This window comes from Kribbella antibiotica (genome assembly GCF_004349055.1).
Taxonomy (GTDB): Bacteria; Actinomycetota; Actinomycetes; order Propionibacteriales; family Kribbellaceae; genus Kribbella; species Kribbella antibiotica.
The window spans coordinates 96,267-121,250 of record NZ_SMKX01000007.1 but is presented as its reverse complement, the minus strand read 5'-3'; the positions used below and the strand labels follow the sequence as shown (position 1 = coordinate 121,250).

Annotated in this window: 30 protein-coding genes and 1 pseudogene; 14 read left to right on the top strand and 17 right to left on the bottom strand. The window is 67.4% G+C overall.

What is annotated here, in order from left to right; all coding sequences use genetic code 11:
- Nucleotides 1-895 (bottom strand): annotated as a pseudogene (locus E1263_RS04395) (hypothetical protein); the annotation flags it as partial.
- Between the two features lie 570 nt (nucleotides 896-1,465).
- Between E1263_RS04395 and rpmH the strand changes: the two are divergent.
- The 8 genes from rpmH (at nucleotide 1,466) to E1263_RS04355 (ending at nucleotide 7,775) form a co-directional block, all read left to right on the top strand.
- On the top strand, nucleotides 1,466-1,603 hold the full coding sequence (gene rpmH, locus E1263_RS04390; protein WP_132165595.1) for a 50S ribosomal protein L34: 138 nt from the start codon (nucleotides 1,466-1,468) through the stop codon (nucleotides 1,601-1,603).
- Nucleotides 1,542-1,988, top strand: a complete 447-nt coding sequence (rnpA, locus tag E1263_RS04385) for a ribonuclease P protein component (RefSeq protein WP_337590269.1) — start codon at nucleotides 1,542-1,544, stop codon at nucleotides 1,986-1,988. Before rpmH ends, rnpA begins: the two co-directional genes overlap by 62 nt.
- On the top strand, nucleotides 1,985-2,311 hold the full coding sequence (yidD, locus tag E1263_RS04380) for a membrane protein insertion efficiency factor YidD (protein ID WP_132165591.1): 327 nt from the start codon (nucleotides 1,985-1,987) through the stop codon (nucleotides 2,309-2,311). Before rnpA ends, yidD begins: the two co-directional genes overlap by 4 nt.
- 66 nt (nucleotides 2,312-2,377) lie before the next feature.
- Entirely contained in the window at nucleotides 2,378-3,490 is a 1,113-nt protein-coding gene (gene yidC / locus E1263_RS04375; RefSeq protein WP_420323371.1) for a membrane protein insertase YidC, read from the top strand.
- A gap of 103 nt (nucleotides 3,491-3,593) precedes the next feature.
- Nucleotides 3,594-4,103, top strand: coding sequence for a Jag family protein (locus tag E1263_RS04370; protein WP_420323370.1), 510 nt, complete (start codon nucleotides 3,594-3,596; stop codon nucleotides 4,101-4,103).
- The gene (gene rsmG / locus E1263_RS04365) at nucleotides 4,100-4,780 is read left to right on the top strand and encodes a 16S rRNA (guanine(527)-N(7))-methyltransferase RsmG (protein WP_132165587.1); all 681 of its coding nucleotides are present in this window, start codon (nucleotides 4,100-4,102) and stop codon (nucleotides 4,778-4,780) included. The genes E1263_RS04370 and rsmG overlap by 4 nt, the downstream gene beginning before the upstream one ends.
- A gap of 1,091 nt (nucleotides 4,781-5,871) precedes the next feature.
- Nucleotides 5,872-6,819: a ParA family protein gene (locus tag E1263_RS04360; RefSeq protein WP_272949644.1), complete on the top strand. Its 948-nt coding sequence runs from the start codon at nucleotides 5,872-5,874 to the stop codon at nucleotides 6,817-6,819.
- Nucleotides 6,816-7,775 carry a ParB/RepB/Spo0J family partition protein gene (locus E1263_RS04355; protein WP_132165585.1) on the top strand — a complete coding sequence of 320 codons (960 nt, stop codon included), beginning with the start codon at nucleotides 6,816-6,818 and terminating at the stop codon, nucleotides 7,773-7,775. The genes E1263_RS04360 and E1263_RS04355 overlap by 4 nt, the downstream gene beginning before the upstream one ends.
- A 789-nt stretch (nucleotides 7,776-8,564) precedes the next feature.
- On the opposite strand, the gene E1263_RS04350 is transcribed toward E1263_RS04355, so the two are convergent.
- The 5 genes from E1263_RS04350 to E1263_RS04330 form a co-directional block, all read right to left on the bottom strand.
- The gene (locus E1263_RS04350) at nucleotides 8,565-9,245 is read right to left on the bottom strand and encodes a class I SAM-dependent methyltransferase (protein WP_132165583.1); all 681 of its coding nucleotides are present in this window, start codon (nucleotides 9,243-9,245) and stop codon (nucleotides 8,565-8,567) included.
- A gap of 194 nt (nucleotides 9,246-9,439) precedes the next feature.
- A complete protein-coding gene (locus E1263_RS04345; protein ID WP_132165581.1) occupies nucleotides 9,440-9,784 on the bottom strand; it encodes a DUF3817 domain-containing protein in 345 nt (114 codons plus the stop codon).
- Complete coding sequence (locus E1263_RS04340) at nucleotides 9,781-10,596, bottom strand: SURF1 family protein (protein ID WP_132165579.1); 816 nt, start codon at nucleotides 10,594-10,596, stop codon at nucleotides 9,781-9,783. The genes E1263_RS04345 and E1263_RS04340 overlap by 4 nt, the downstream gene beginning before the upstream one ends.
- A gap of 1 nt (nucleotide 10,597) precedes the next feature.
- A complete protein-coding gene (locus E1263_RS04335) occupies nucleotides 10,598-11,545 on the bottom strand; it encodes a D-alanine--D-alanine ligase family protein (RefSeq protein ID WP_132165577.1) in 948 nt (315 codons plus the stop codon).
- Between the two features lie 132 nt (nucleotides 11,546-11,677).
- A complete protein-coding gene (locus E1263_RS04330; protein WP_132165575.1) occupies nucleotides 11,678-12,988 on the bottom strand; it encodes an aminotransferase-like domain-containing protein in 1,311 nt (436 codons plus the stop codon).
- Between the two features lie 136 nt (nucleotides 12,989-13,124).
- On the opposite strand from E1263_RS04330, the gene E1263_RS04325 reads away from it, so the two are divergent.
- The 4 genes from E1263_RS04325 (at nucleotide 13,125) to E1263_RS04310 (ending at nucleotide 15,075) form a co-directional block, all read left to right on the top strand.
- Nucleotides 13,125-13,313 carry a hypothetical protein gene (locus tag E1263_RS04325; protein ID WP_132165573.1) on the top strand — a complete coding sequence of 63 codons (189 nt, stop codon included), beginning with the start codon at nucleotides 13,125-13,127 and terminating at the stop codon, nucleotides 13,311-13,313.
- A gap of 133 nt (nucleotides 13,314-13,446) precedes the next feature.
- Nucleotides 13,447-14,028, top strand: coding sequence for a GNAT family N-acetyltransferase (locus E1263_RS04320; protein ID WP_238161070.1), 582 nt, complete (start codon nucleotides 13,447-13,449; stop codon nucleotides 14,026-14,028).
- A 1-nt stretch (nucleotide 14,029) separates the two neighbouring features.
- Nucleotides 14,030-14,416, top strand: coding sequence for a DUF2784 domain-containing protein (locus tag E1263_RS04315; RefSeq protein ID WP_132165569.1), 387 nt, complete (start codon nucleotides 14,030-14,032; stop codon nucleotides 14,414-14,416).
- Between the two features lie 29 nt (nucleotides 14,417-14,445).
- The gene (locus E1263_RS04310; protein WP_238161069.1) at nucleotides 14,446-15,075 is read left to right on the top strand and encodes a permease prefix domain 1-containing protein; all 630 of its coding nucleotides are present in this window, start codon (nucleotides 14,446-14,448) and stop codon (nucleotides 15,073-15,075) included.
- On the opposite strand, the gene E1263_RS04305 is transcribed toward E1263_RS04310, so the two are convergent.
- The 5 genes from E1263_RS04305 to E1263_RS42525 form a co-directional block, all read right to left on the bottom strand.
- Nucleotides 15,055-15,381, bottom strand: a complete 327-nt coding sequence (locus E1263_RS04305) for a PadR family transcriptional regulator (RefSeq protein WP_132165567.1) — start codon at nucleotides 15,379-15,381, stop codon at nucleotides 15,055-15,057. The two genes, E1263_RS04310 and E1263_RS04305, sit on opposite strands and share 21 nt — an antisense overlap.
- A 23-nt stretch (nucleotides 15,382-15,404) precedes the next feature.
- On the bottom strand, nucleotides 15,405-16,349 hold the full coding sequence (locus E1263_RS04300) for a DUF6528 family protein (RefSeq protein WP_132165565.1): 945 nt from the start codon (nucleotides 16,347-16,349) through the stop codon (nucleotides 15,405-15,407).
- Between the two features lie 323 nt (nucleotides 16,350-16,672).
- Nucleotides 16,673-17,482: a helix-turn-helix domain-containing protein gene (locus E1263_RS04295; RefSeq protein ID WP_165956458.1), complete on the bottom strand. Its 810-nt coding sequence runs from the start codon at nucleotides 17,480-17,482 to the stop codon at nucleotides 16,673-16,675.
- 45 nt (nucleotides 17,483-17,527) lie between these two features.
- Complete coding sequence (locus tag E1263_RS04290) at nucleotides 17,528-18,082, bottom strand: DUF6879 family protein (protein ID WP_132165561.1); 555 nt, start codon at nucleotides 18,080-18,082, stop codon at nucleotides 17,528-17,530.
- Nucleotides 18,075-18,281 carry a hypothetical protein gene (locus E1263_RS42525; protein WP_165956457.1) on the bottom strand — a complete coding sequence of 69 codons (207 nt, stop codon included), beginning with the start codon at nucleotides 18,279-18,281 and terminating at the stop codon, nucleotides 18,075-18,077. Before E1263_RS42525 ends, E1263_RS04290 begins: the two co-directional genes overlap by 8 nt.
- A gap of 149 nt (nucleotides 18,282-18,430) precedes the next feature.
- On the opposite strand from E1263_RS42525, the gene E1263_RS04285 reads away from it, so the two are divergent.
- Both E1263_RS04285 and E1263_RS04280 read left to right on the top strand, forming a co-directional pair.
- Complete coding sequence (locus E1263_RS04285; RefSeq protein WP_238161068.1) at nucleotides 18,431-18,649, top strand: hypothetical protein; 219 nt, start codon at nucleotides 18,431-18,433, stop codon at nucleotides 18,647-18,649.
- Nucleotides 18,646-18,924: a hypothetical protein gene (locus E1263_RS04280; protein WP_132165557.1), complete on the top strand. Its 279-nt coding sequence runs from the start codon at nucleotides 18,646-18,648 to the stop codon at nucleotides 18,922-18,924. Before E1263_RS04285 ends, E1263_RS04280 begins: the two co-directional genes overlap by 4 nt.
- Before the next feature lie 9 nt (nucleotides 18,925-18,933).
- Here the strand turns inward: E1263_RS04280 and E1263_RS04275 are convergent, their stop codons facing one another.
- From E1263_RS04275 to E1263_RS04250, 6 genes are all read right to left on the bottom strand, one after another.
- Nucleotides 18,934-20,058, bottom strand: coding sequence for an N-acetylmuramoyl-L-alanine amidase (locus tag E1263_RS04275; RefSeq protein ID WP_132165555.1), 1,125 nt, complete (start codon nucleotides 20,056-20,058; stop codon nucleotides 18,934-18,936).
- A 47-nt stretch (nucleotides 20,059-20,105) separates the two neighbouring features.
- Nucleotides 20,106-20,423: a thioredoxin gene (gene trxA, locus E1263_RS04270; RefSeq protein WP_165956461.1), complete on the bottom strand. Its 318-nt coding sequence runs from the start codon at nucleotides 20,421-20,423 to the stop codon at nucleotides 20,106-20,108.
- Between the two features lie 56 nt (nucleotides 20,424-20,479).
- Nucleotides 20,480-21,463 carry a thioredoxin-disulfide reductase gene (gene trxB / locus E1263_RS04265; protein ID WP_132165551.1) on the bottom strand — a complete coding sequence of 328 codons (984 nt, stop codon included), beginning with the start codon at nucleotides 21,461-21,463 and terminating at the stop codon, nucleotides 20,480-20,482.
- A 197-nt stretch (nucleotides 21,464-21,660) separates the two neighbouring features.
- Nucleotides 21,661-22,425, bottom strand: a complete 765-nt coding sequence (locus E1263_RS04260; RefSeq protein ID WP_132165549.1) for an anti-sigma factor family protein — start codon at nucleotides 22,423-22,425, stop codon at nucleotides 21,661-21,663.
- A 142-nt stretch (nucleotides 22,426-22,567) separates the two neighbouring features.
- Nucleotides 22,568-23,296 carry an RNA polymerase sigma factor SigM gene (sigM, locus tag E1263_RS04255; RefSeq protein WP_238161067.1) on the bottom strand — a complete coding sequence of 243 codons (729 nt, stop codon included), beginning with the start codon at nucleotides 23,294-23,296 and terminating at the stop codon, nucleotides 22,568-22,570.
- On the bottom strand, nucleotides 23,293-24,951 hold the full coding sequence (locus E1263_RS04250) for a protein kinase family protein (RefSeq protein ID WP_132165547.1): 1,659 nt from the start codon (nucleotides 24,949-24,951) through the stop codon (nucleotides 23,293-23,295). Before E1263_RS04250 ends, sigM begins: the two co-directional genes overlap by 4 nt.
- Nucleotides 24,952-24,984: the final 33 nt, after the last annotated feature.

Here is a 24,984-nt window from a genome sequence, read left to right as displayed (position 1 = left end):
GCTCGGCGGGGGAGGGTGCGCTCGGGACCTGCGAGCTGGGGTTGGCCGGGCTGGGGTTGATTGCGGTCGGGCTGTCAGCATCTGCCCGTCCATCACCCTCGTTCCGCATCGGCCCGGAGGCCGGTCCACCGCTGATCACCCAGCCGGGGACTGGGTTCGGTGTCGGGACAGGTGTCGCACTCGCTGTCTGCTCGGGCGCCGGCTCGATCGACGGCTCAGGCGCTCGCTCAACCGGCACCTCTGCTGCTTGCGGCGCGGGGAGCTCGACGATCTCCTCCGGGCGCGGCTGCACCGGCTGCTCGATGGGCCGCTCGGGCGCACGCTCGGTGCTGTACTCGGTCGTGCGATGGCCGTACGACGGCTGCTCGTCGCCAACGGGATCGTGCTCGGGGTGGTGCTGCGCGCTGTTCCAGCTGGTCGTCTGATCCGTGCGCCAGCTCGAACCAGCGACAGGCGGAGCAGGACTGAAGTACGACGTACTGGCCGGCGGCTGAGGGGGCTGCGGCCTGGGGTTCGGCTGCTCGGCGATCGGCTGCTCAGGCCGGTACTCGGCCGCGGGCCGCTCGCGCGGGGCCAGCGGCTCGGGCATCGGGATCGGCAGTGAAGGGCTGAGGTGGTTCTCGGTCCGGGGCTCCGGCTGGGGCCGGCGCGGGGTCGGCGGCGGGACCAGGAAGTCGAGCTGGTCCGGAGTCGGAGCCGGGGGGACTTCGGAGCGGAAGTCGGTCGCCGGCTCCGGGCGCAGGTCGGCGCTCGTCGTACCGGGTTGTTCGTCGGAGTTGAGGGTGTACCGGTTCAGCGGCGGTTCGCCGTCGTGCCGGTGCTTCTCCTCAGACTTCTCCACTGCGGTGTAGTCCGCCGCCGTGTACTCAGTACCGGCGGTATGGTCCTCGACCACGCGTTGCTCCCCGAATTCCATCGCTGCGGCGGCCGGTGCCCTCCGGACTGCTCATCCGGTGACGCGACCTTGGACCCGACACCGCATTGTCCACACGGTTGTCCACAGTTGTGAACGACGGCTGGATCGGGTTGGTTACCGATGCGGGCGGCGGGACCTCTGGTGTGAGGGGCTGACGCTAACAAGTCTGCCCACGCTGCTTCAAGCCGTCATCCACAGGCTATGGAGCTCAAATTGGGGGCAACTTGCGGCGTGTCGGGTAGACGCCGGAGCGTAGTCGTGGTGCGTGGTTGCGATTGGTGATCAGTCTGATCACTGTCCGGCAGGATGGGATTTCGGCCGTCATCCACTATTCTGTCCACAGGGCCTGTGGATAATTCTGGGGATACCTGGTTTGACCTGTCCACAGGCGTCCACGTACCGTGGATCGGTCGGTGTTGAACCGGCCCTTTCGTGCTGCGCTCCCGGCGGGACCTTCAGGATCTCGATGGCGTGCAGGACCGCATCAGCGGCAGTTCTGATTCCTGGAGCTGCCGACCATCGAGTTCTCGAGTAACCGGAGTCATTCCAGTGAGCAAGCGGACGTTCCAGCCGAACAACCGTCGCCGGCACAAGAAGCACGGCTTCCGTCTTCGGATGCGTACCCGTGCGGGGCGCGCCATCATCGCGGCCCGCCGTAACAAGGGCCGTCAGCGCCTCGCGGCCTGAGCGACCCTTCGTCGGTGACCACCCCGTGTTGCCTGCGTCGAACCGGTTACGCCGGTCCGACGATTTCCGCCGCGCCGTCCGTGCTGGACGTCGGGCGGGCCGGCGCGCGGTGGTGGTCCATCTTTTGCCCGGGGCCGGAACGGACGACACTGTCCGGTCCGACCCTGCCCGTGTCGGATTCGTGGTGAACAAGGCGGTGGGCAACGCGGTTCTCCGGAACCGGGTCCACCGTCGTCTGCGCGCCGTGATGGCCGCGCGCCTTCCCGATCTCCCGGCCGGCAGCATGATCGTCGTCCGTGCCCTTCCGTCGGCCGCCTCGGCGTCGTACGACGAACTGGTCACGGATGTCGACGGCGCGCTGAGCCGGCTGTCGGGTATCCGATGAAGGTGACGTCGGTACTAAGAAATCCCGTCAAGAGTGGGATCATCGGATTCCTCAAGCTTTATCGCCTGCTGATCAGCCCGTTGTACGGGCAGGTGTGCAGGTTCTACCCGAGTTGTTCGGCGTACGCCCTCCAGGCGGTCGAGCGCCACGGTGCGGTGCGCGGTAGCTGGCTGGCGGCGAGGAGACTCGCCCGCTGTCACCCGTGGAACCCCGGAGGCTACGACCCCGTTCCACCCACAGATGTCGACCACCGCGGAGAGTCTGTCTCCGCCAATCAGCCCGGGCCGTCGGCGGACGCCGGGCCTGTGCAGCGAGGTGCTTGAGTGATTGATCTGATTGTCCCCCAATTCGCCTTGTGGGACGGGATCGTAGACGTTTTCAACGCCGTCATGACGCCGCTGTACTGGGCGGTCTCGGCGCTCCTGGTGGGTTGGCACTGGCTGCTCTCCCAGGTGTTCGACAAGGACAGTGGCTGGGCGTGGGCGCTGTCGATCGCGGGTCTGACGATCGTCATCCGGACCCTGCTGATCCCGCTGTTCGTGCGGCAGATCCGCTCCAGCCGGAACATGCAGCTGCTGCAGCCGAAGATGAAGGAGCTGCAGAAGAAGTACGGCCACGACCGGGAGAAGCTCGGTCAGGAAATGATGAAGCTGTACAAGGACACGGGCACCAACCCGTTCTCCTCGTGCCTTCCGCTGCTGCTGCAGTCGCCGATCTTCCTGGCCCTGTTCCGGGTGCTCGACTACGCGTCGAAGGGTAAGACGCACAGCTCGATCATGGATCCGTACGTCAACTCGCTGCAGCACGCGAAGATCTTCGGTGCGGAGATCTCGCAGACCTTCCTGAAGGCGGGCAGCGGCCCCGGTTCGACGAACGTCAAGATCGTCGCGGTCGTGCTGATCATCCTGATGACCGCCACGATGTTCATCACGCAGCTGCAGCTGATGCGCAAGAACATGCCGAAGGAGGCCCTCGAGGGCCAGGCGGCGCAGATGCAGAAGATCATGCTCTACGTCTTCCCGGTCTTCTTCCTGATCGGTGGCTTCAACTTCCCGATCGGTGTGCTCATCTACTGGTTCGTCTCGAACCTGTGGACGATGGGCCAGCAGTTCTACGTGATCCGCCGCAACCCGGCCCCCGGCACTCCGGCGTACGACGCCATGGAGGCCCGCAAGCGTGAGCACAACCTGCGCGCCGGCCGTCCGACCGACGAGGGCATCGTGGGCGCGGATGCCGAGGGTGACACCCTGACCGACCGTCGTCCGGGGCAGCGCCAGCAGCCGAAGCGCCAGTCCCGCAGCGACCGCAAGACCGGTCCTGTCGGCAGCGAGCCAGCCGCGGCGAACGGTCAGGCGGCTCCGCAGGATGCAGCGCCGAAGCCGCAGGCAGCTGCTGCCAAGAAGCAGCCGGCCGCCAAGAAGGCAACGAGCGGCAAGCGCCAGCCCGCGGGAAAGACTGCCGCGCAGCGCCGGGCCGCCCAGAAGAAGCCGGGCTCGCGCTGATTGCGCCTGCCACTGAGCTTCTTGCTGTGTCTTTTGTGCGCTGAAAGCTTTCTTTGGCCTGGGTCCCCGTGGGGCGGGCCTCGACATGATGAAGGAGTACGCCGTGACTGACGGCCTGGAGAACACTGAGTTGGCGAAGCCGACCGCTGCGGACCGACTGAAGGCCCTGGAGGCGGAGAGCGACATCGCTGCCGACTACCTCGAGGAACTGCTCGACATCGCCGACCTGGACGGCGACATCGATATGGACATCGACGGCGACCGCGCTGCGGTCTCGATCGTCGGTGCGGACCTGAAGAACCTGGTCGGTGAGAACGGCAAGGTCCTGGAGGCACTCCAGGAGCTCACTCGCCTGGCCGTGTACCGGGAGACCGGTGAGCGCTCGCGGCTGATGCTGGACGTCTCGAACTACCGGGCGAACCGGAAGGCCGAGCTGGAAGAGGTTGGCCGCAAGGCCGTCGACGAGGTGAAGGCCTCCGGCGCCGCGGTGAAGCTCGACCCGATGACGCCGTTCGAGCGCAAGGTTGTCCACGACGTGGTGGCCGCCGCCGGCCTGACGAGCGAGTCCGAGGGCGAAGAGCCCCGGCGTCGCGTGGTCGTCCAGCCCGCATGACCGATTCCGATTCCTCCGTTTCACGTGAAACGCCGCCGCTCGTGGAGAAGCTTTATCCACGGGCGGCGGCGCCGCTTACGGCCTATGCAGAACTGCTGGCCACTGAAGGAACCCTGCGCGGCCTGATCGGCCCGCGGGAGGTTCCGCGCCTGTGGGACCGGCACCTCTTGAACTGTGTCGTGCTGGAGCGCCTGATCCCCGAGGGGGCCTCGGTCGCCGATATCGGCACCGGCGCCGGACTGCCCGGGATCGTGCTGGCGATCGTCCGCCCCGATCTCGAGATCGGGCTGGTCGAGCCGCTGCTGCGGCGGACCACCTTCCTCGAAGAGGCGGTCGAGGCACTGGAGCTCGAGAACGCCACCGTGGTCCGGGCTCGCGCCGAGGAGCTGCCACGAGCGTCGTACGACGTAGTGACTTCGCGGGCAGTTGCGCCGTTGGGCAAACTGGCGGCGTGGTGCTTGCCGGTCTGCGTCGAGGGAGGCTTGATGCTCGCGATGAAGGGGGAGTCCGCCGAGGAGGAGTTGGCGGCCTCCGAGAGCGAACTTTCGGCCCTTGGTGCAGAGCTTTGGCATATTCATGAACTCGGCACGGATGAACTGGCCCAGCCGACGACTGTCGTGAGTATTGTGGCCGGACGTGCTGCAGGGGGATCCCGGCGCGGGAGATCTGGGAGGTGAGCGGGTTGGTGAGTCGTGCCCTCGGGTGGCCCGAGAAGAGCACCGGGGAGCCGGGCAAGTCACAGGGCATCGGATGGCCGACGGAGGCCTCGCCGGCCTCTCCAGCTGCCACGGAGCCCAAGCAGGCTACCGACTCACCAGCCCCCGACTCACCAGCGGCCCCTGCGGCCGCACCCACCGAGACTTTTTCGGTAGAAGCCCCTCCCGTCGGCAAATCTCTCCCTGTCGACACATCGCTTTCTCCCGAGCCGACTCCGGCCGCCTCAGCCTCTGTCGGCGGACCTGTCGATGCGGCTTCGGTAGGATCGGCATCGGCCGAAGCCACGCCGGTTGCCGGAGGCCTGGTCGAGTCGGCTTCGTCTGACGCATCTCCGGTCGAGCCGGCTTCGCCTAACGCAGCCCCGGCGGGGTCAGCTTCACCCGACACCGCTCCGGTCGACACCGCTCCGGTCGACGCAGCTCCGGCCGAAGCGGCTCACGTGAATGCGGCTCCAGTCGACGCGGCTCACGTGAATGCGGCTCCAGTCGACGCGGCTCACGTGAATGCGGCTCCAGTCGACGCGGCTCCAGTGAACGCTGCTTCCACGGATGCTGATCCGTTCGACGCGGCTTCAACCGATGCGGCTTTGACCGACGCGGCTTCAGCTGAGGCGGCCCCGGCCGGAACGACTCCCGGGGAGACGTCTTCAATCGACGCGGCTCCGGTTGAGTCGGCTCGAATGGACGACAACTTCGCGAGCGCTCCCGGTCCGGCTGGGCCCACCGAATTCCAGCCACCTGCCGATGGTGCGGCCCTCCGGGCTGCTGCGGCCAGTGGTCTCGATCTCACTCCTCCGTCCACACCGCCTGCCGTTTCACGTGAAACGGCAGGTTCGGGAGATGATGGTGTTTCACGTGAAACGGCATCCCTGGTTGATGCCGACACGAACCCGTCCGAGTCTCCACTGCCTGTGGATGACCACCGCACGAAACTGCCTTCTTACGGGGGGATTCGTCCACAGAGGCCTGTGGATGGACCTGTGGGCAGAGCCGCACCAACCCCCACTGACATCCTCTTCGGGCCGAGTCCCGCACCAATTGGAATGGGCGCTATGACTGCCGCACAGATCGCCGCGCGGGCCACGTCGGACGAGCTACAGCGACGACTTCTCGAGACTCCGATCGCCGCCGCCACCGAACGGACCCTGCTGGTGAATGAAGGACGCACAATGGGCCGCGAGTTCCCGCTGCCCGCCGAGACCCGGGTCTTCGTGGTTGCGAACCAGAAGGGTGGCGTCGGTAAGACCACCACGACGGTCAACGTCGCCGCCGGGCTCGCCCTGTACGGCGCCCGCATCCTGGTGATCGACCTCGACCCCCAGGGCAACGCCTCCACGGCACTCGGGATCGACCACTCCGAGGGCACCCCCGGGGTCTACGAGGCGATCATCGAGAACGAGCCGCTGAGCAAGCTGCTCCAGCCTTGCGCCGAGCACCCTGGCATCCAGGTCGTCCCGGCGACCATCGACCTGGCCGGTGCCGAGATCGAACTCGTCAGCATCGTCGCTCGGGAGAGCCGGCTGAAGCGGGTCCTGGATGCGCACCTGGCCGAGACCGAGGCCGCCGGCGAGAAGTACGACTACGTCTTCATCGACTGCCCGCCGTCGCTCGGTCTGCTGACCGTCAACGCGCTGACTGCGGCCCGCGAGGTGCTGGTCCCGATCCAGAGCGAGTACTACGCGCTCGAGGGTCTGTCTCAGCTGCTCCGCCACATCGACATGGTGAAGTCGCACCTGAACCCTGGGCTCGACGTCTCCACCATCCTGCTCACCATGTACGACGCCCGCACCAAGCTCGCCGGTGAGGTCGCAGCCGAGGTTCGCGGTCACTTCCGCGACGCGGTACTGCGGACGGCCGTCCCGCGCTCGGTGCGCATCTCGGAGGCACCGAGCCACGGTCAGACCGTGCTCGCCTACGACCCGGCCTCGGCCGGCGCGCTGTCGTACCTGGAGGCATCCCGCGAGATCGCGATGCGGAACAACCTTGAGGGAGCACGATGAACACCCGCCTCGGCCGCGGCCTGGGCGCGCTGATCCCCAGCAACCCCGCGCCCGGCACTCCGCCGAGCCTGGGGCTGAAGTCGAACTCGATCCCCGGCGCTCCGCCGGTACCGCGGTCGGGTCCGGAGCTCGCCGTCGTACCGGGTGCTGAGTTCGCGGAGATCGAGGTCGGGAAGATCACCCCGAACCCGAAGCAGCCGCGCTCTGTCTTCGACGAAGACGCGATGGAGGAGCTCGTCCACTCGGTGAAGGAGATCGGGCTCCTGCAGCCGATCGTGGTTCGCCGGCTCGAGGGCGAGGCTGACAAGTACGAGCTGGTGATGGGGGAGCGCCGCTGGCGCGCCACCCAGCTTGCCGGGCTGACCACGATCCCGGCGATCGTGCGGGACACCTCGGACGACGTCATGCTCCGCGACGCGCTCCTGGAGAACCTGCACCGCAGCCAGCTGAACCCGCTCGAAGAGGCCGCTGCCTATCAGCAGATGCTGGATGACTTCGGCTGCACGCAGGAGGTCTTGGCGACGCGGATCGGCCGCTCTCGTCCGCAGATCTCCAATACGCTGCGGCTGCTGAAGCTGCCCGCTGGTGTGCAGCGGCGGGTTGCTGCCGGCGTCCTGTCGGCTGGTCACGCGCGGGCCCTGCTGGGTCTGCCGAGCGGCGACGCCATCGAGCGGCTGGCGCAGCGCATCGTGGCCGAGGGACTCTCGGTTCGGACAGTCGAAGAGATTGTCGCCCTCGGCGACATGAACGGCGACGACCCCACACCCGCACGCCGCCGGAACAAGCCGGTCGCTCCGCGGCTGGTGGATCTGGCCGACCGCCTCTCCGATCGCTTCGAGACCCGGGTGAAGGTCGACCTCGGCAAGACCAAGGGCCGCATCACCGTCGAGTTCGCAACGATCGACGACCTCGAGCGCATCGTCACGCTGATGGACCCGAACAAGAAGACCGACTAGCTCCACCCCTGAGTACGTCGTCCCCGCACCTCCGAATTCCTCTGTGAGAGGGATTCTCCGGTGCGCTCGGGCGGCGTGCTTTTCTTTGTGCCCGCCCATCGGCGCTGACAGAACGCCCCAGGGTGCGCCGGTACGGCGATCTGTGGCTCAGCGGGTGCGTCGCCAGCCGGCGTAGTTGTCGGCCGACACCCGGGGCTGCGGTGTCGGATGCCGCTGGATCGCGCGGTCCCTGGATTGGATGTGCGCGGGCCGAGGTGCTCGTGGATCGGAGTGTGTGTGAGGTGGGGATGCGTGTAGGCGCGTACGCACAGGGCAGGGATGCGCACGTGACGTCGGGAGCTGCACGTACGCGCGGAGCGAGTGATCCTGGCTGCGTGGGAGCGCTGCCCATGTGAGCGCTGCCCTATGTGAGCGGTGCGCGTGTGGCTGCCGGAGAGATGCGCGAGCATGCGGGAATTGTGTGGCGTGCGTCCGCGGCTGGCGAGGTGGGGGATGAGCACAACGGGATCGGTGGGTGCGAAACGGGGACATCTGACTGGGGAGCGCAGCCAACCGATTCCGGCGTGGCCCGCTCCCCAAACCAGTTTGGGGAGTCGAGCAACACGGTGGAATTCGACGGGCTCCGCGCTGTGATCGGTGCCGGTGCGGGGTGATTTCGGGGCGCCGATATTCCTCTGTAGGACGGATTCTCCGGGCCGACCGGATCTCGGTGTCTTTCCAGGTCCGCTGAGAATCGCGCTCTCAGAGGAATATCGCGACTCTCACGAATCGGTAGATATATCGACAAAGCTACTTGCCGACACGCGGTTCCGTTCCACGTGAAACATCTCGGGGTGCGCGGATCAAATATGTCGCCGGAAGGTGACTTGCGGCGACACTCAAACCGCCGTACATGTCGGCAATGGGGAACTCGGTGAAGTGGGTGAGCCGGAGCCCGGCCGCGAGTAGTGCGGTGATGATGTCGGACGGCGGCCAGACGAACACGGTGAAGGCCGGCGGCTCCGGTGTATCGCGAGCGCCAGTGGGGAGCTTCACGTTGTCGATCGTGGAGCGCGGGGTGTTGCGACCGAAGTAATCGGTGCTGACGGTCAGGCCGTTCGGGCCGGTCACCGTCAACACTTCCCAGATCGGGTGATGGTCGGCGATCAGAATTGAGCCGCCGGGTCGGAGTCGATCGGCGACCATGGTGGCCCAGACGGAGAGGTCACGCACCCAGCAGATCGCACCCCAACTGAGGTAGATCAGATCGAGGTCAACCAGGTCGGCCGGTAGGTCGAACATGTCAGCCCGCCGGAAGTCGACCGGAATGCCAGCCTCGACCGACTTGGTACACGCCAACTCAATCGCGACCTCGGAGAGGTCGACCCCAGTGACTGATGCACTGAGCTGCGCCCAAGAGAGAGCTTCGTCGCCGCAGGAACAGGCGAGCTGAAGAACGCGCCGACCGGTGACATCGCCCGCGGCGGCCACCTCTTCGTCGCTGAGAGCCGACCCTCCACCCGCGAGAAGTCAGCGGGCCGGTCGTGGTGGATCGAGTTCCAGCTCACCCGAGTGGCTGCGGTGATGTCACGCAGTTGAGTGGCGCGCACAGGGCCGACGGTCCTACGTGGCAAGGGCGCGTCAGCTGGAGTGAGCGGGGCGGTGGTCGGCCCCGCTCAACGGGATTAGCGTCCGAGGAGTTCGTGGGTGGTCTTGCGCTCGGCGTAGAACGAAAGGAACGGGATGGTGCCGGCGACGGCCATCAGGACCAGCCGGGGGAGGGTCCAGCGGACGCGGCGGAAGAGGTCGAACGTGGCCAGCAGGTAGACCACGAACAGGAAGCCGTGCATCGGGCCGATGACGTTCATGGCGGCGGGGTTGTCGCCGAGGTACTTCAAGGGCATGGCGACGAACAGCAGCAGCAGGAGCATCACACCGACGATGTACGCGATCACCCGGTAGCGGGTCAGTGCGCCGCGGACGGCGGGGGTGAGCTGCGAGCTGGCAGTGGCGTCTGCTGGTGAGGTCACGCTGAAACGGTACCGCTTGAGCCGACGGGCTCAACTTCCTGGTCCTGCTTGAGGGGAGCGTCGTCGTCCTCGTCGGTGGCGCGGTGGGCGTCCAGGACCATTCGGCCCCACATCCACAACGTGAAAGCAGCGAAGATCCACCACTGGAAGGCGTAGGCCACATTGCGCAGACCGGCGTGATCGGTCGGCGGTGAAGGCGGCGTCACGGCGGCCGGCGCAGGCGACGGGACGGTGCCCGAATCCAGCGCAGTCTGTACGACGAAGGCGTCGTACAGGCGGTAAGTCACCATGTGCACGAGGGTCGGGATGCGCAGTGAGGACAGCACTCGGCCCTTGGCTGCATCGCCGGATGAGTCGGCGGCCTCGGAGGCAACCACAGATCCGGACAACTGCACCGGCCCACTCGGGGCAACGCCTGCGGGGTCGTCCACCGTCGCGACCCAGCCACGCACGACCATCACGGCGCCGGTCTCGAGCTTCACCGGGCTGACCACCCAGAAGCCGTCCTGGGTGCCGTGGCGCCGGTCAGCGATGAAGACCTGGTCGGCCGCCGGACCCCAGGTCCCAGCGACCGTCACGCGCCGGCCAACAGCCTTCGCCGGTAGGCCCTCGTCAACCGAGAACAGCGACTGCAAAACAACCGGCGCTGCCAGTGCCTGCTTGGCCGTGGCCTCGGCGGTCTTCGAGCGGTAGACATCCAACTGCCACACACCGAGGACCGACATCGTCCCGGCGATCGCCAGCGCGAGCAGCAGCAATGCAGACCAGCGCGGCGAGAACGCCGTCCGCCACAGGGGCCGTTCGGGGGTCATCTCAACGAGCCGCGGCCGCAGCCAGCAGGTCGCGGCACAGCACCCCGAGCTCGATCCCAGCGGCCTCGGCCGCGAGCGGGACCAGTGACGTCTCCGTCATGCCCGGCGCCACGTTGACCTCCAGGAACCACGGCACGCCGTCCGCGTCGACCACGAGATCCGACCGCGACAGGTCACGCAGTCCCAGCGCCACATGCGCCGTCACAGCGGCCGCAGCGCAAGCGTCCGCGACATCAGCAGCAAGCCGAGCCGGTACGACGAACTCTGTCGCCCCCGCCGTGTAGCGCGCCTCGTAGTCGTAGAACCCCGAGTCCGGCACGATCTCGACCGCCGGGAGTGCGCGCGGTCCGTCACCGGTGTCGACCACGGTGACCGCAACCTCGATGCCGTCGACGTACCGCTCGATGAGCGCAACCGGCCCATACGCGTAGCAGTTCACCATCGCCGTCGGCAGCTCCTCAGCGGAGCGGACGATCGACGCGCCAAGCGCGGAGCCACCGCGGGCCGGCTTCACCACGAGCGGCAGACCGATCTGCTGGACGACCGCCGACATCAGCGCGGCAGCGCCGAGCTCACGGAAGGTGTCATGGCCAAGCACGACCGACTCCGGGGTGTGCAGCCCGGACTTGCCGACCATCGTCGCCGCGACCGGCTTGTCGAAGGCGGTGCGGCAGGCGGCCGCATCAGCGCCGACATAAGGAACGCCGTACAGGTCGAGGACCTGGCGCAGGGCGCCGTCCTCACCGGTCACGCCGTGCAGAACGGGGAAGATCGCGTCCGGAGCGTCCTCGCGGAGCCGGTCGACCAGGCTCGCGTCGACATCCCGCTGCTCGACCTCGACCCCGACACTGCGCAAGGCGTCGGCGACGCGTCGGCCTGAGCGCAGCGAGACATCCCGCTCATGCGAAAGTCCGCCGGCCAGTACCAGCACTCGACCCAGATCACTCATCACACATTTCCCGATCACTCGAAGGCGACATCCGGCGGGCGCCGGTCCCGAGGCCCACTGAGACGGTACCGCTAGCGAATCAACGATCTCCCGTCGCCTGGAGATCCCTGGCGGAACCTTTGCCCAGAAGGGCTAACTCAATTCCGGACCCGGCGCTTCGTAACCGTGGCTCGCGCCCGGCCTCAGCGGCCCGAACGTGTGCCGCAGCTCCAGCTCCTCGTTGATCACCGCGGCCAGTCGCGAGACACCTTCGGTGATCCGCTCCGGCGTCGGGTGACAGTACGACAAGCGCATGCACTGCGAACCGAAGCCGTCCGCGAAGAACGCCGTACCGGGGACGTAGGCGACGCGTGCCGTCACCGCGCGCGGCAGCATCGCCTTGGCATCAAGGCCTTCCGGCAGTGTCAGCCAGACGTAGAAGCCACCACCGGGCTTCGTCCAGGTCGTTGCTGCAGGCATCTTCTCGGTCAGCGCGGCGAGCATCGCGTCCCGGCGTTCGCGGTACATCTCGCGGAACTGCTTCACCTGACCGAGCCAGTCATGCCTGGTCAAGTACGACGAGATGGCCAGTTGACTGAACACCGGCGGACACAACGTCGCCGACTCCTGAGCCAGCACGAGCTTCTCCCGCACCGCATGGGGTGCAACCACCCACCCGACCCGGAAACCCGGCGCGAAGGTCTTGGAGAACGAGCCAAGGTAGATGACACCCTCGCGGTCCTCGGCGCGCAGCGCGCGCTGCGGCTCACCGTCGAAGCCGAGCAGGCCGTACGGGTTGTCCTCGAGGATCAGCAGGTTCGCGGACTGGCAGATCTCCAGCACCCGCTTGCGGCGCTCGTCGGACAGCGAAACCCCGGCCGGGTTGTGGAAGTTCGGAATCGTGTAGAAGAACTTGATCTTCTTGCCGGCCGCGCGGACCGTCGCGATCGCCTGCTCCAGTGCCTCCGGCACGACGCCGTTGTCGTCCATCTCGACGTGGACGACCTCGCACTGGTACGCGCGGAACACGCCCAGCGCACCCACGTACGACGGCGCTTCGACGATGACCACGTCGCCCGGATCGCAGAACACGCGCGTCACCAGGTCAACGGCCTGCTGGCTGCCGACCGTGACACAGATGTCGTCAGGGTGCGCCTCGATGCCCTCGAGCCGCATCACGTCGCAGATCTGGTCCCGCAGACCAGGATCGCCCTGACCGGAGCCGTACTGCATCGCTACCGCGCCGTGGTCGATGACCAGGTCGCGAACGGCGCTGCCGACGACGTCGAGCGGCAGGCCGGCAATGTTCGGCATCCCACCGGCGAGTGAGACCACCTCGGGCCGGCTGGCGACCGAGAACAGTGCGCGGATCTCCGATGCGGTCATGCCCTTGGTCCGTGCTGCATACCGGTCGACATAGTTGTCGAGACGGGTTTGCCGGACATCGGGCACGTCAGCGCTCACGGAGCCACTCCACAAAGGTCTACGAGGGGAAGGTCACCAGGCTAACCCCGATAGCCCATTCGCGCCTGGGGTGTGGAACGGCGCGACCTCTCACTACCATGCCTTATAGGGGCAGGACGGCGGAAGGCAGACGGGTATGAGCGTGGGCAAGACGGTCGGCGTCGCAGCCGGTGGATTATTGCTGGGAGTGCTGGCGGGCTTCGCCGGAGAGCTGTTCCGGCGGCAACCGGCCGCGAAGGTGCAGCAACGGTACGTCGCTCCGCGGGCGGCCGAGACTCCGGATGTGCGGCCACCGGCCCCCGCGCCGGCGCCGGCGACTCGATAAGTCGACGGGGACGCAAAGTGACCGAGCTAACAGTCGGTTATCCGCCCATTGGAACGGCTGGCTGATGGTCCGCCGGCTGGAACCGCTGACACTCGCCACGCTCGGCGAGATACCAGCTCCATGCCGTGACTGCGTGTTCTGGGAGCTCGACCCGGTCGCCGCCCGCCAGGCCGGCCGCAACGGCGATACCGCGCTGGAGAAAGAAGCGTGGCTGTCCCAGATCCTGCTCGACTGGGGACCGGCCGGGGTGGTGCTGTTCGTCGACGACGAGCTGGCCGGTTATGCGGTCTACGCGCCGGCCGTTTACCTGCCGCGGACCCAGGCGTTCCCGACTGCGCCGGTCAGTGCGGATGCCGTCGTACTGGCGACTGGTCGCATTCTGCCGCGCTACCTCGGCATGGGCCTGGGCAAGGTGCTCGTGCAGGGGGTGGTGAAGGACGTGCTCAAGCGTGGCTTCCGGGCCATCGAGGCGTTCGGTGACTCTCGCTGGGATCGGCCGGGCTGTGTGTGGCCGACCGACTTCCTGACGGCGGTCGGCTTCGGCGTCGTCCGCGAGCATCCGCGGCACCCCAGGCTGCGCCTCGATCTCCGCTCGGCGATCACCTGGCGCAGCGAGATGGAGGCGGCGGTCGAGCGCGTGATGGGCGCGATCCGGCCCGAGCAGACGCCGCCGGTGACGGTTCGCGAGTCGACACCGCCGGCCCGGACGCACTGACATGGGTTGGCGGCTCCTGGCCGACGTGATGTTCGTGCTGCACGCGGCGTTCCTGCTGTTCTTCGTGGTGGGCGGTTTCCTCGCCTGGCGGTGGCCGAAGGTGGTCTGGGCGCATCTCGCCGTCGTGGTCTGGAGCCTCGCGATCGTCCTCATCGACTACGACTGCCCGCTGACCGGCGCGGAGAAGTACTTCCTGCGCCGCGGTGGCGAGGACGTCTATCCGCGGGGCTACATCAGCCACTACCTCGACGGCACGATCTGGCCCGAGGGCGCCGCCCCGACTGCCGAGAAGGTCGGCTTCGCGCTCATCGTCATCTCGTACGTCGGATTCTTGGTTCTGCGCAGCCGTCGCCGATCGAGGGTTGCGTCAGTGAAATCCCCGACGTGATCGGACCCCGGTTCGCGGACAATGAGGACGTGGCTGTCGACGAGTATCTGGCGGGTCTACGGAAAGCCCTGCCCGGCCCGCGCCGGAAGCGGGCCGACCTGCTGGCCGAGGCGCGCGATCACCTGGTCGACGCGACCGAGGCATTCGAGGCGGACGGACTCACCCGTACGGCGGCCGAGCGCGCCGCTGTCGCGGATTTCGGCCGACTGTCCGACGTGGTCCCGGCGTACCGGGAAGAGCTGTCGGTCGCGCAGAGCCGCAACACGGCTGCGCTGTTGTTCGGCGTGATGATCCTGCAGCCGCTGATCTGGCAGCCCGGCGTATGGGGCTGGAACCAGGATCTCAACGGTCCCAGCGAGCTGAGCGTTCTCCTTGAGCAGTTGGTGCGCTGGATCGGCGGCGCTTCGATTGCCGGCGCGGTGATCGCCGTGCTGGCCACCAACTTCGGTCAGCGGTACGCCGTTGTGCGGCAGCACGGGAGCCGAGTGACCGCAGTGTTCGCGCTGGCGAGTGCCGTGATCGTCAGTCTCGGCGGAGTGTCGATGACGCTCGAGTCGAGCAGCACCTCCGGACACCTCGACGTCATCCCGGTCAGCGCGTTCGTCGTCGCGCCGCTGTTGCTGGTCGCGCTGCAGGCGTTACGCCTCGTTCGGGCGTAGGACGCCTTCCACCACGGTCCGGAAGCTCAGCCACTCTTCCTTGCCGGAGGCAAGCATCTTCTGCCCGGACGAAGTCAGCTGGTACGTGCGCCGCTTGCGCCCGCCGACCGTCTGCCACTCGCTGGCCAGGTAACCGGCCCGCTCCAACCGGCGCAGCGCCGGATACAGCGTGCCGGTCGGCAGGTCGAGGGCACCGCCGCTCCGCTCGAGCAGCGCCTCCATGATCGCGTAGCCGTGCAGCGGGTCGGTCTCGACAACCGCCAGGATCATCGGATCGAGGTGCCCGCGCAGAACGTCTGCCTTCATGCTGTGCCCTTCATGTAGGCAGTCTACTCATACCGCGAACTCCACACCCGGGCTTTGTAGATCTCCGCACCAGGAATCGTCCGCGACGCAGCCGGTACGGCGAAGTTGACTGTGTCGGTGCACCATCCGGTCCGGCACCCGCTCTTCGGGGTGGTCCGCACCTGCTGCGCGTTCGGCATGCTGCTGACGCTCTTGATCGCATCCTGGTCGAAGGTCGCCACGATCGCGGCCGCGGACTTGCTCACCTGGTACACCTTCGAACCGGTCGACACCCAGAGCCGGTCATGGTCCTCCAGCACCGGTGTCAGGTCGTGCCCACCGCCGGTCAGCCCGGGAACGGTCGAAACTTCCTCCAGCTTGGGCGCGGCCGCCGTACCGGTGATCTTCAGCGCGGCCAGCTTGCTCCCGCCGAGCACCCACAGCACCTGCCGCACCGGATCCCACTGAACGCCATGCGCATCAGGCAGCGCGTAGCTGGCGTAGTTGCCGGAGGACGATCCCTGCGAGGCGGTGTACACGCGGATGAAGCCGCCGTTGCTGGCAGCCACGGCGACGTTCCCGTCCGGCAGCAGCTCGGCGCTGTGCGGATTGTTGGCCGACCCAACGTTCACGGCCCACAGCCGCTGCCCACTCGGATACCCGATCAGCGCTGCAAGCCCCCGCGAGTCCGTGACAACGGCGACGTACGCATCGCCCTTCATCCGCAACTTCACGTCAGACGGCAACCCCCAAGCCCCAGTCAACCCAGAGAACCCATTGGCGCTAGTCGGCGACCACGTCCACTTCAGCGCCGCCGCCGTACCCCAGTTGGCCACCGCAGGATCCAGCAACCGAATCCGAGCCGCCGACGGCGAGTCATAGCTCTGATCCGTAACAGCCACCAACCGCCCAGCCTCGGCCGCCTCCGCAGTCGGCGCCGAAGTCAGAAGCGTGGCGACAACACAAATACTGCCGAGCAGGCGAAGCATGGCAACCCCCAGGTCAGAATGTCACGCACACAGTAATGGCGCCGTGACAGATTGACCACCTCCCGTCCACGGCAGCGCTCGGCGCTCAGGCGCCCGCTGCTCGGCTAGACCGGGGAGCAAAACAGACCGGGATCGACAGGTAGAACTCCCCAAACCGGTTTGGGCCGGCCGCAGCCTCACGGGCACTCGCCCGTTCCCGCGCAACGGAACGCGACAACGTCCGAAGACCCGGAGACGGGCTCTCCGATCAGTCGGACGCTACGTGGAGGGAACAAATTCACGCCTCCACGACTTCGGGCGCTAGCGCGGCCCGAGCAATCTTCCTACCGACGTACCGGCTCGTTGGGTAGAAGCCGGTAGTCCTCAGCGATCCGGTCGAGCTCACGACGGGCGGCATAGTCGTAAACGGCCAGCGATTCGAGTTCCGAGAACAGTTGGTCGTAGACCGCCACGTCGGCATCGTCGGTGATCGTCGCGGTGGCAGTAGTGGTACCGATGATGACGGCCTGGGCGTCGTACAGGTCGAAGCCTTCCTGCACGAAGATCCCGGTCGGCCGGCTGAACGGGATGAGGCCGACGCGCACGTTCGACAGTTGCGTAGACCGGCTGATGTGCTCGATCTGTTCCACCATCAGGCTGGGGCTGGTGACCTGCCACCGCAATGCGCCCTCGGTGAGTAGCAGGGTGAAGTCATGGTCGGCGCCGAGGAGGGCCTGTCGGTCGATCCGTGCCTGCACAGTCCGCTCCAGCTCTTCACCGGCAACGCCGACGGAGGCGAACATGGCTCGCGCGTACGCCGGCGTTTGCAACAGTCCCGGGACGAGGGTCGGATGGAATGCGCGGACCCGTGCCGACGCCTTCTCGATGCGTCCGGCCTGCTGTTGCATTCGCCATGCTCCGCGCTGGAGCACGATGCGTGAATAGACCCGACTCTCGCTGAGGTCACTCGCAGTCTGCTCGAGTTCCTGACGGACCTGTGGGGATGCTTGGTAGGCCCGGGCCAGCTGCTTCACGTCTTCGGGCTGTGGTGTGTAGCGCCCATTCTCCAGGCGAGAGATCTTTGCCTGCGTCAGCCCGGTCGCGGCAGCAGCCTCGATCTGCGACAGTCCGGCATCCAGCCGGAGCTGTCGCAACGTGGCGGAGAGTGTCGCGTGGGCGGCGCGGGGAGAATCCACAGTTCAGACGGCCCGGTTGGCTCGGTGCTCTTCGGGATGCCGGGCCCACCAGTCCGTGAACGGCACTGCCGCGTCGGTCGCCGCCTTCATCGCAGCAAGGTAGCGCGGCAGGTCGTCGGCAGGCAGAGGCTCGCCGCCGATGAAGTGCCCAGCGTCGTCGTAGTGCATGAGCAGGAGGTGCTCGTCATCGAACAGCCAGAACTCGTCGAGGATGAGGCCGGCCGGCAGATCCTGCTCCGAGAGATCGATGATGCCGACCTGTTCTCCGGCGGAGATGTTGTACGCGTAGCCCCACTCGCACTCGTATCGCAGGTAGCCATTGAGTGGGGTGGACAGGACGTGCACCCGGGACCACTGCTTCCCCGCCGCGGTGTCATCCCGAAGCTGCTGCAGCCAACCCGACTTGTAGTCGGCGTTGGGCTCGCCTTCGCCACTGAGATAGCGCGCAAAGTCCTCGCCGTCCGTCTCGACGTCGTACACATCGAGTGCCTCGAGCCGGAACGCCGACCGGGTGAAGTAGGTGTCGAAGTAGTCGCCGACCTGAGCCAGGTCAAGCATTCTTGACCTCCGGCGCCAGACTTTCGGGGATCATCACGGCCATCTCGTCGTCGGCAATTCCCATCTGTGCGAGCACAGCCGGGTCGGTGATGATCTTCCCGACAACAGCCAACTGTCCCTCCCCGGCGTCGTAGAAAGCCGGGCAGGTTGGCCCCGAGGGTGAGTCATGCCTGAGCAGCCTGAGTTTCGGTGTAGCCATGGGGCGGCTTCCCTTCGTCGTCCGAGGCCTCAAGTATTCGCACTCGTCGCGCCTCTAGTCAATCCATAAGCGCATATGGTTACCTTCAATCTCCAATATGCACTCAAGAAGCGCATAGACCGGGAGGCGTGCAGGTGATGGAGACAGCGGTGCGATGGGTGAGGGTCTGGCTCCTGGCCTGCGGTGGGCTGGGCACCGACACGATGGTCGGCTCCTATCTGGCGTCGGACTCTGTGGTCGCGGAGCGGTATGCCGCAGCAATAGGTCGCACGTACGCCGGACTACGGGTCACGATCGATCCGCCCTCTGAATGGGCGATGCCCGCGAGGGAACTGCCAGCCGAGCGACTGTGGACGTTGGCGCCGTGAGTACGGGGGGAGTTGATCCCGAGTGGACCTTGCCGCGACGTTTCTGGCTGATTCAGCGGTACGGCGACCAACCCGTCGCCGAGGGAGTGGTGTGGTCCGGTGGGCAGGTGACGTTGCACCGGCCTGCCTGCTCGGGGTGGAGCGGACTGTGGGCATCACTCGACCGCATGCTTGCCTGCCAAGGTGACACTGTCGCCGTCGCCTGGGTCGACGACGGCGACGACATACACCGCGAGTGCGTCGAGTACTACGACGGAGCGGTGTGGATCCACTGATTCGGCGTACTAGACCGTGAGGCCGTCGAACCTCAGCATGCCGGTGGCGGCGTCTTGTTCCGGGGGGAGGTAGACGCGCTGGATGGCGACGACGATGGCTTCGGCGATGACGTCGCGGAAGGCGGCGTCGGCGAGGCGGGCCGAGTCGTGGGGGTTGGTGACGTAGCCGATTTCGAGGCGGACTGCGGGCATTTTGGTGCGGCGCAGCAGGTCCCAGGTTTTGGCGTGGGTGCGGCAGTTCAGGAGGTCGGTGCGGGCGACGATCTCGCGCTGGACGAGGCCGGCGAACTGCTCGCCGACGCTCGAGGAGGCGCCGTGCAGGTCGTTGCCGTAGAAGTAGGTGGCGACGCCTTGGGCGTCGGGGTTCGCGGAGCCGTCGGTGTGGAGGGAGACGCAGAGGTTGGCGTCGGTCTCGTTGGCGAAGGCGGCGCGGGCCAGCTCGTCGGGGCCTTGGTCGCGGCCGCGGGACAGATACGCCCGTACGCCGGTTGCTCCCAGCCGACCCTCGATTCGCGCGGCCAGGTCGTAGGCGACGTCGGACTCGCGCAGGCCGAAGCCTTCCCAGCCGTAGTCGAAACCGCCGTGGCCCGGGTCGATGACCACGGTCTTGCCGGAGAGTCGCGGGCCGGCGGCGCGAACGGCCTCCGAGGCGCGCAGCGCGTCCGGGCGGCCGCCGGTTGCCATCGGCTTGATCCGCTGCAAGGCCTTGAAGGTCGAGGGGCCACAGGTCCCGTCGGCGGGCAGGCCCATGTTGCGCTGGAACTCGGTCACCGCGCGCTGGGTGTCCGGTCCGAAGATGCCGTCGATCCGGGCGACGGCGAAGCCGAGCTCCTGCAGTTTGGCCTGCAGGGCCTGGACGTCGTCCCCGGTCTGAGCGTGCGAGACGACGAACGTCAGCAGCCGGTCACCCAGCCGCCAACGGGCGTCGTCGATCGCACGGTAGGTCTGCGGGCCGACGATCCCGTCGATCATCAGGCCGCGTTGCTGCTGGAAGCCCCGGACGGCGTGCGCGGTCGCTTCGTCGTAGACGTCATGACCGCCGGTCAGCAAGCCCAGTCGTTGCAGCTTGCCGATGATCTCGGCCACGGCCTCACCGCTGTCGCCGATCCGGTACACACCGTGCGGAACTCCCATATGTACAACTCCCTTACCGTGGCGGACGGAGGTCCTACCGAGAAGAATTACGCCGTGAAGTCGGCGAGCTCCTTCAGCAGTGCCGCCTTCGGCTTGGCGCCGACGATGGACTTCGCGAGCTCACCGTTCACGTAGACGTTGATGGTAGGGATACCGGTGACGCGGTAGTTGCTCGGGGTGACCGGGTTCTCGTCCACGTTCATCTTCAGGAAGGTCAGCTTGTCACCGTGGTCGGCGTTCAGCTCCTCCAGGATCGGCGAGACCTGGCGGCACGGGCCACACCACTCGGCCCAGAAGTCGACCAGTACCGGCTTGTCGCTCTTCAGAACCGTCGCGTCGAACTCGGCGTCGGTGACGGCATTCATCTTCTCGCCCACGGCGATATCTCCTTCAGGGTGGTGTGAGGTCAGGACTAGACAGTTCAGACAGTGACGGGAACGGTGGCCGCAGCCGCCACGGTGTTCTCGAACTCGAGGGTCGCCAGGAAGCGCTCCGCGTCCAGGGCCGCGGCACAGCCGCTACCCGCCGCGGTGATCGCCTGCCGGTAGGTGTGGTCGACCAGGTCGCCGGCCGCGAACACGCCCGGCTGGTTGGTCTCCGTGCTGCCCTCACGCGTCAGCACGTACCCTTCCTCGTCCAGACGAATCTGGCCGTGGATCAGCTCCGAGCGCGGGTCGTGGCCGATCGCGACGAACAGACCGGTGATCGGCAGCTCGCGCGTCTCGCCCGTCGACGTGTCCCGCAGTACGACGCCGGTCAGCTTCGAGTCGCCCTGGATCTCGGCGACCTCGGAGTTCCAGGCGAAGTCGATCTTCTCGTTCGCGAACGCCCGGTCGGCCATGATCTTCGACGCGCGCAGCTCACCACGGCGGTGCACGAGCGTCACCTTGGAGGCGAAGCGGGTCAGGAAGGTGGCCTCCTCGATAGCGGAGTCACCGCCACCGACAACCGCGATCTCCTGCTGACGGAAGAAGAACCCGTCACAGGTCGCACACCAAGAGACACCGTGGCCCGACAGCCGCTCCTCGTGCTCGACACCGAGCTTGCGGTAGCCGGAACCCATCGCCAGGATCACCGAGTGCGCCTGGTGGACGGTGCCGGCCGAGTCGGTGACCGACTTGATCTCACCGGTCAGGTCCATCGACACGATGTCGTCAGCGACCAGCTCAGCGCCGAAGCGCTCCGCCTGGGTCCGCATCTGGTCCATCAGGGCCGGGCCCATGATGCCGTCGGAGAAACCGGGGAAGTTCTCGACCTCGGTCGTGTTCATCAGCGCACCGCCCGCGGTGACCGATCCCTCGAACACCAGCGGCTCCAGCTGCGCACGTGCGGCGTACACGGCGGCTGTGTAACCGGCCGGGCCGGAGCCGACGATGATGACGTTGCGAACCACGGAGTCGCTCATGCCTCCACCTCGCTGCGCTCAGCTCCGGCCTGAGCGACAAGGTCAACAGTTCTATTCGTTCGCTCGCTACGCTCACTCATGCAGGCGTTCCTCGAATCGTTGAGACGGGTACGTCGTTCTCAACGGATCCTTGAGGCCGACCATTCCCACGGTACCGATTACGGGACGGGAACGCCCAAATGGCCCACGCGAAGCGGTCAGCGGTTTCGGAGAGTCACCGTGGTGTCGTAGATCGACGTACCGGTGGTCCCACCGGCGTCACAGCCTGTCAGCACGAAGACCTGGATGTCCCGGGGTGAACCGCCCTGCAGACCGAGGATGGTGGCGCGCGTCCCGTCGATCCTGGCGGGCTGCACCAACCGGACCTCCGGATTGGGGCGGGTGGCGGCGAAGGATTTCGCGCAGCTGACCTCGTTGGCCGAGGCGTTCAGCACCACGCCGCTGCTCCCCTCGAGGGTCTGCTGGACCTGCGGAGCGATCTGCGCCGTCGTCAGCGACACGACCCCGGTCGGCAGGATCGCCGTCGGGTTGGTGTTCGCCACGTTCTCGCCGGCGCGGTCCTTGGTCGCCATCACGACACCGACACCGACCGCAGCAATCAGTACGACGGCCGCTGCCGCCCCGAGCAGCTTCGGAATGTGCCGGTGTGGTTCCTCGCGGATCTGGGCGAGCGAGTGCACGCCGACCGTCGACGCGCGCCGAACCGCCTCCGCGCTGATCACGGCATCGAGGTGCTCGGCGACGTCGGCCGGCATCGGGATGTCGCTCCGGCCCTCGTCGGCGAGATCCTCGGAGAGCTGCAGCAGGGCGTCGTAGGTGAGCTGACAGTCCGGGCACGCTTTCACATGCTCACGAGCGCGGTGGGCCTCAGGGGCAGGCAGCAGGTTCTCGAGGAGATCCGCGATGGTGTCGGTCTCGAGGTGTTCGAGGTGTTCGCTGGTCGGCAGACCGGAATCGGTCATCGTGAACTCGCCCCCAGACGGGACGTGCCCCAAGAGGCGCGCGGTGTGGTCATCGGTGGAGTACTCCGGTCGAAGACGTCGGCAGTCGGGCCGCCAGAGTCGGGGCGTACCCCAGGCGACTCCGCTACGACGGCTTCGCGGCTCATTCGGTTCCCATGATTCCGGCAGCAGTTTCTGAAGCCTTGTCTTGCAGATCGGAGTCGCCGCCGCGGGTGGTCTGCCACTGCCGGAGCAGTGGCAGCAGGCGGGCGCGTCCGCGGGCGCAGCGGGACTTCACGGTCCCCGGTGCGCAGCCGAGGATCGAGGCCGCCTCTTCGATGGAGTAGCCCTCCATGTCGACCAGGACGAGCGCACTGCGCTGATCCGGGTTGATCTGCTTGAGCGCGTTCAGGACGTCGAGCCGGCGCTCACGCACCTCGGCCGCGTCCTGCTCGACCGGCCCGGCCAGCTCGGCCGCGCGGTCCTCGTCCTCCGGCAGCGGGTCGGCCTGGCGAACCTGCCGACGCCGGATCCGGTCCAGACAGGCGTTCACGACGATCCGGTGCAGCCAGGTGGTCACCTTGGCGTCGCCGCGGAAGGAGTCGGCCCGGCGGAACGCCGAGATGAACGCTTCCTGCAGCGCGTCGGCCGCTTCCTCGGGCTCGCCGAGGGTGCGGATCGCGACCGCCCACATCCGGTCCCGGTGCCGCTTGACCAGGAAGCCGAACGTGTCCGGGTTCCCGGCGACGTGCAGCCGGAGCAGTTCGTGATCGTCGAGCTGGTCGTACCCGCCGTGCTGCAGCACCGGAACCTGCTGTGCCACCGGGTCATGCTGACCGATCCGGGGGAGCTGCGCCGGTGGGTTGGTCCCCGAATCCAGATGTGCCGTCATTTCTGGATCGAGACCTCCGCGATCGCGCCCTGGTACTTGCTCGAGCTGACCGCGGGAATGCTGGTCAGCCAGACGAGCACGTACCGCGATTCGGTCGGCGTCGCCGGCGTCAGCGTCACCGCGCCGTCGGGTTGATCGTCCATGTTGGAGACCGAACGCCAGCCGTTGACGGTCGACGGCGACTTGGTCGTGTCGTCCTTCGGCACCATGATCTGCAGGCTGGTGCTGTCACCCTTGAGCGTGACGGTCACCTTCGAGATCGGGGTCGAGGCACCGAGGTCGTAGATGATGCCGACGCCAGGCTTCACACCGCCGAAGTCCGGCCGGTTGTTGTACTCCTGCGTGTCCCAGACGGTGCTGGTCTTCCCGTCGTACGAGTTCGGGACGTCCTTCGGATGCTCCGTGCCGTTCCCGGCGGGCTCCGGGTCGAAGTCCTTGGCGCTGACGATCTTGGCGACCGCGCCGCTGGTCGACGGCTTGGTGGTCGTCGACGGCTGGGTCGAGCCTCCGGCGCCGGGGTCGTCGGTCTGGCCGTTGTTCATCGCGCCCTTGAGCAGGAACTGCGCCATCGCAACCACCGACAGCAGCGCCAGGATCGCGAGCAGGATCAGAATCCGGCCGCCCCACGAGCCCTTCCGCTTCGGCTCGTCGGCCCGGCGGCGGCTGCCACCACCCGACGAGGGCGGCGGCGTCTGGCGCCGGGCAGCCGGCCGAGGCTCAACCGGCGCGTACGCCGCAGTCTCGGCCTGGCCGTTGGACGACTGGTACGCCGGAGGTGTCGGATCGAGAGCGGGTGGCGGGGCCTGCGGAACCACCTGGGTCGCGTCGTCGATGCTGCCGTTCTGGCGAGCGGTCTGAACGGCCTCGTCCATCTGGTTCGGCGGCTCGTGCGAGCTGCCGACGACTCCGGACAGGGCCGCGGACAGGCCGGCCGCGCTGGTGATCGGCGGCGTGTGGTGCCGCGGCGGATCGGCGAGCAGCCGGTCGCAGATGTCGTCCAGCGAGCGCGGCACGCCGGCGCGCACCTGGCGCGGGCTCATCAGCCGGCCGTGCTCAGCCGGCGCCGGCTGCAGACCCCAGGCCGCGTTCGCGCCGGGCCAGCGACCGGTCAGCGAGGCGTAGAGCAGCTCACCGAGGGCATAGACGTCTTGTTCGGCCGTACCCGGACCAGCCGACCGCAGGGCGGCCTCGGTCGCGAGGCCGACCACCTTGATCGCACCGGCGTCGGTCACGACGACCGTCGACGGGCTGATCGAGCCGTGCGCATGTCCGGTCCGGTGCAGGTTCTCGAGCGCTTCGGAGACCTCGCGGGCCAGCCAGCCGGCCTGCTGACCGGTCAGCGGACCAGCCGCGAGCATCCGCTCCAGCGGACGGCCACCGGCCCACTCACGCACGCAGTACGTGACGCCTTCGAACATGTCGCAGTCCAGCACCCGCAGGAAGCGCGGGTCGGCCGCAGCGGCGGCCCGCCGCGCGGCGTCGAAGAGCAGGTTGGTCCGCGGGTCGCCGACCGGCAGGATATCGACGACGACGGCTCGGCTGAGCACTTCGTCGACTGCCCGCCACACCCGGGCACCGTCGATCTCCGCTAGTAGCTCGGCGATCCGGTACCGTCCGGCGAGCAGGGCACCCGGACTGACGGTCTGGTTCGACACGGTGTCTCTCGCCCTCCTGGATGCGGTCGTCGG